Genomic DNA, 1,524 nt, shown 5'->3' with positions numbered 1-1,524 from the left:
GCGGCCGATGACTTCGCCGGTGGCGGGGTTGACGACGTTCAGCGTGCGGCCGCCGGTGGCATCCACCCACTCGCCATTGATCAGCAGCTGGGTGTCTTTGTAGGCGGGGTGCGAGGGATTGGACATGATGTGCTCCACAGTCACGGGTCAAGGCATGGGGGCCGCTGCGGCCGGCGCGACCGGTGAAGGCCGGCAGGATGCAGCGGCGGGCGTGGCCGCAATGTTCGCACCGATGGCAAACCCTTGCAGGTGATGTCGGATGTCAGACATGTTGTGGAACGGCCCGTCGTCTTCGTCTTCCTGACAGCGCCACAATCGGCCCGAATGAGCCCCGCGCAGCCTTCCATCCCAGGTGACTGCTTTGCGCCCGACTACGCGCAGGCGAGGCGGCGCTTTCTGCAAGCCGCCCAAGCCGCGACATTGACCGTGCACAGCGAGCCGCACCCGCTGCCCGGCCGGGACGGCGAGGCGCTGGCGGTGGACGCGGTGCTGGATGGCGCGCCCGACACGCAACGGCTGCTGATCGTCTCCAGCGGCTGCCACGGCATTGAAGGCCATGCCGGCTCGGCCGTGCAGATCGCGCTGCTGCGCGACGCCGTGTTCCGCAAAGCGGCCCACGGGGCCGGCGTGGCTTTGCTGCACCTGCATGCCCTGAACCCGCATGGCTTTTCATTCGGCCACCGGGTGACGCACGAAAACGTGGACCTGAACCGGAATTTCGTCGACTTCAGCCAGCCGCGGCCGCACAACCCGCTGCTGCCGCGGCTGGCCCCTGTGCTGCTGCCCGAGCGCTGGCCGCCCACGCCGGGCAACCGGCTGGCGCTGTACGGCTTTGCCTTGCGCCACGGCATTCGCGCCACGCAGACCACCATTTCGCAAGGCCAGTACCAGGATCCGGAAGGGCTGTTTTTCGGTGGCAACGGCCCGAGCTGGAGCCGACTGGCGCTGGAACGGCTGCTGGCGCGCTTTGGCAGCCACGCCCGCCGCATCGGCTGGATCGACGTTCACACCGGACTGGGCCCGAACGGCGTGGCCGAGCGCATCCTGGCTGGGCGGCCTGAACCGGTGCTGCTCAAACGCGCGCGGGCCTGGTGGGGCCCTGGACTCACCTGCACGCAGGAAGGCTCTTCCAGTTCAGCGGTGCTGATGGGCGAGATGTGGCAGGCGGCAGCGGCAACCTGCCCGCAGGCCGAGCTGACGGCCATGGTGATGGAGGTGGGCACCCAGTCCAAGCTGAAAGTGCTGGACGCCTTGCGCGGCGACCAGTGGCTGCGCCTGCATCCGCAAGCCGGCGAGAAGCAGCGTGCGGCCATCCACCAGCGCATGCGCGAGGCGTTCTACACCGAGACACCGGCTTGGCAGGCGGCCGTGCTGGCGCAGGGCTGCGAGCTGGCCTTGCAGGCCGTGCGCGGCCTCGCGGCGACCTGAGCCAGCATCTCAGCCCTTTGCCGCCCAGGCCAGCAGCGGCGCCCACTGCGCCAGGTCCTGCGCCACGCGGCCGGGCGCCACGTCCCACAGCGTCAG

Annotated in this window: 1 protein-coding gene; it reads left to right on the top strand. The window is 69.6% G+C overall.

The features are described from left to right. Positions 1-324: 324 nt before the first annotated feature. Positions 325-1,428 (top strand): M14 family metallopeptidase, encoded by a 1,104-nt coding sequence (locus FKP22_RS30030; RefSeq protein ID WP_141291874.1) that lies wholly within the window; start codon positions 325-327, stop codon positions 1,426-1,428. The last annotated feature ends 96 nt before the right edge of the window (positions 1,429-1,524 follow it).

The organism is Ideonella azotifigens, from assembly GCF_006519715.1.
GTDB classification, from domain to species: Bacteria; Pseudomonadota; Gammaproteobacteria; order Burkholderiales; family Burkholderiaceae_C; genus Ideonella; species Ideonella azotifigens.
The sequence above is the reverse complement of the archived record's forward strand: the minus strand, read 5'-3'. Positions and strand labels throughout refer to the sequence as shown.